General features: G+C 57.1%; 2 protein-coding genes. Both read left to right on the top strand.

Annotation, left to right across the window (positions count from 1 at the left end):
* The coding region (locus ACTG33_RS16910; RefSeq protein WP_439136409.1) for an NAD(P)/FAD-dependent oxidoreductase at positions 1-1,218 on the top strand (1,218 nt) is incomplete at its 5' end.
* 110 nt (positions 1,219-1,328) lie between these two features.
* On the top strand, positions 1,329-2,747 hold the full coding sequence (locus ACTG33_RS16905) for an aldehyde dehydrogenase family protein (protein ID WP_439136407.1): 1,419 nt from the start codon (positions 1,329-1,331) through the stop codon (positions 2,745-2,747).
* The last annotated feature ends 109 nt before the right edge of the window (positions 2,748-2,856 follow it).

Here is a 2,856-nt window from a genome sequence, read left to right as displayed (position 1 = left end):
GCCCTCAAGGGTCATATTGAAGCCGATGTCGCTATTGTCGGCGGCGGTTTTACCGGTGTGAACACCGCGCTGGAACTGGCTGAGCGAGGCTACTCGGTGGTGCTGTTGGAGGCCAATCGCATCAGCTGGGGTGCCACCGGTCGCAACGGCGGTCAGGTCATTGGCGGTATCGGTCACTCGCTGGAACAGTTCGAAAAAACCATTGGCAAAGAAGGCGTGCGCGCCATCTACGATATGGGCGTGGAGTGCTGCGACATCATTCGCGAGCGGGTGAAGAAATATCAGATCGATTGTGATCTCACCTGGGGCTATTGCGATGTGGCGTTAAAACCCCGTCACATGAAGGAATTTGAGGCCGAGAAGGCCTATCAGGAGCGCATGGGCTATCCTCATGCCATGGAAATGCTCGACAAGCAGCAATTGCAGTCGGAAGTGCGTTCTGATCTTTATGTTGGCGGGATGCTCAACCGCACCGGCCACGGCCACTGCCATGTGCTGAATTTGTGCATTGGTGAAGCCCGCGCTGCTGAAAATCTGGGCGCGCGGATTTTTGAGCAATCCCGCGTCACCCGTATCGTTCAGGGGGATAACCCGGAAGTTCACACCGATCAGGGCTCGGTCAAAGCGAAACATCTGGTGCTGGCGGGCAACGCCTATTTGGGCGACCTGGCGCCCAAGATCAGCGCCAAGGTACTGCCGTCCAACAGCTCGGTGATCACCACCGAGCCCCTGACCGACGAGCAGGCCGCGTCGATCATGCCGGGTAACCGGGCGGTGTGCGATCCGCGCACGGCGCTGGACTACTACCGTTTGACGGCGGACAACCGTCTGCTGTTTGGGGGCCTCTCCAACTACACGGGTCGCGAGCCGAAGGATCTGTTTGGTGTGATGACCAGGAAGATGTTGAACGTCTTCCCCACGCTTGAGGGGGTGAAACTCACCCATGGCTGGAGCGGGCAGATGGGAATTGGCATGAATCGCATGCCGCAACTGGGGCGTTTACAGGGCAACGTCTATTATATACAGGCCTATTCCGGTCACGGTGTGGCGCCTACCCACATGATGGGACGGATCACCGCGCAGATGATTGCCGGTCAGGCGGAGCGGTTTGATGTGTTTGCCAAGATCAAGCACTGGTCTTTCCCGGGCGGAAAACTGCTGCGCACCCCGAGCTTTGCACTGGGGATGCTGTACTACAAGTTACTGGATGAGTTGTAAGGCTGGTTTTCCCGCAACTTAAATTGAGTTATTATTCGGTTTATACGGCAGCTGAGCTGCCTGATTCGGGCAGTTTGACGCCTGGGGCCGCAATGAATTTGGAGTAAAAGATGAAAGATTACCGTCAGTTCTACATCAATGGTCAGTGGGTCAATCCAATCACCGCCAACGACTTTGCGGTGGAAAACCCATCGACCGAAGAGCAAATTGGCGTCATCAGTCTGGGTTCGGCTGCAGACGTAGATCGCGCCGTTGCCGCCGCCCGCTCTGCTTTCCATACCTTTGGCAGCAGCAGCCGAGAAGAGCGCATTGAGCTGCTCGAGCGCGTGCTCAAGGCCTACAAAGATCGCTACGACGAAATGGCCGAGGCGATTTCTCAAGAAATGGGCGCGCCCATCGATTTCGCCGCGTCTGATCAGGCGGCCACTGGCGCTGGTCATATCGCCACCGCTCTGGCTGAACTGAAAGAATTTGAATTTGAGAGCCAAAAAGGCAACGCCACCATCGTCAAAGAGCCGATCGGTGTGTGTGGTTTTATCACCCCGTGGAACTGGCCGATCAATCAGATCGCCTGCAAGGTAGCGCCGGCGTTGGCGACAGGCTGCACCATGGTGCTCAAGCCCAGTGAGATCGCGCCGCTGTCGGCCTATGTGTTCAGCCAGATCATGGACGATGCCGGCGTTCCGGCTGGTGTTTACAACATGATCAACGGCGATGGCCCAGGTGTGGGTTCTGCGATTTCCTCTCACGCCGACATTGATATGGTGTCGTTCACTGGTTCAACTCGCGCCGGTACCGCCATTTCCAAAGCGGCGGCCGACACCGTTAAGCGGGTGGCGCTGGAGTTGGGCGGTAAATCACCGAACATTATCTTTGGTGACACCGATCTGAAAGCTGCGGTCACCAAAGGCGTGGAAGACTGCATGGATAACGTGGGTCAGTCCTGTAACGCGCCGACCCGTATGCTGATCCCCGCCGATCGCTACGAAGAAGCTGTGGCCATTGCCGCCGAAGCGGCGAACGCTGTGAAGGTGGGCAAGTCCGATCAAAAAGGCGAGCACATCGGCCCGCTGGTGAGCCGTCCGCATTTTGAAAAAGTGCAGGGTATGATCGAAGCCGCGATTGCCGAAGGCGCCCGTGTGGCCGCTGGTGGTCCGGGCAAGCCGGAGGGACTGGAAACCGGTCACTTCACCAAGCCGACTATCTTCGCCGACGTTAACAATCAGATGACCATCGCCCGCGAAGAAGTGTTTGGCCCGGTGCTGACGCTGATTCCCTACAGTAGCGAAGAAGAAGCCATCGAAATTGCCAACGACACGCCCTACGGATTGGCGGCCTACGTGCAAACAGGCGATAAAGAGCGCGCCAAGCGCGTCACCCGTCGTCTGCGTGCAGGCATGGTGCGAGTCAACGGTGCGCCGCACATGTTCTCCTCCCCGTTCGGTGGCTACAAGCAGTCCGGTAACGGGCGCGAGTGGGGCGAGTTTGGCTTTGAGGACTTTTTGGAAACCAAGGCGATTAGCGAATAATTCCAGGACTGTTTTTTGAACCCCGAAAACACCGCCTGAAGGCGGTGTTTTTGTTTCTGGACGAATCTTTTCGCCCGTTATTGCGAGGAATGAAATGACGAAGCAACAA

It is taken from the genome of Pseudomaricurvus sp., assembly GCF_965662505.1.
In the GTDB taxonomy this organism is placed as follows: domain Bacteria; phylum Pseudomonadota; class Gammaproteobacteria; order Pseudomonadales; family Cellvibrionaceae; genus Pseudomaricurvus.
Note: the sequence above shows the minus strand (reverse complement) of the source record. Positions and strands in the feature narration are given on the sequence as shown.

What these genes read in the sequence shown, in the direction of transcription:
- ACTG33_RS16905 (WP_439136407.1), top strand. Translation starts at nt 1,329, where the DNA reads ATGAAAGATTACCGTCAGTTCTACATCAATGGTCAGTGGGTCAATCCA.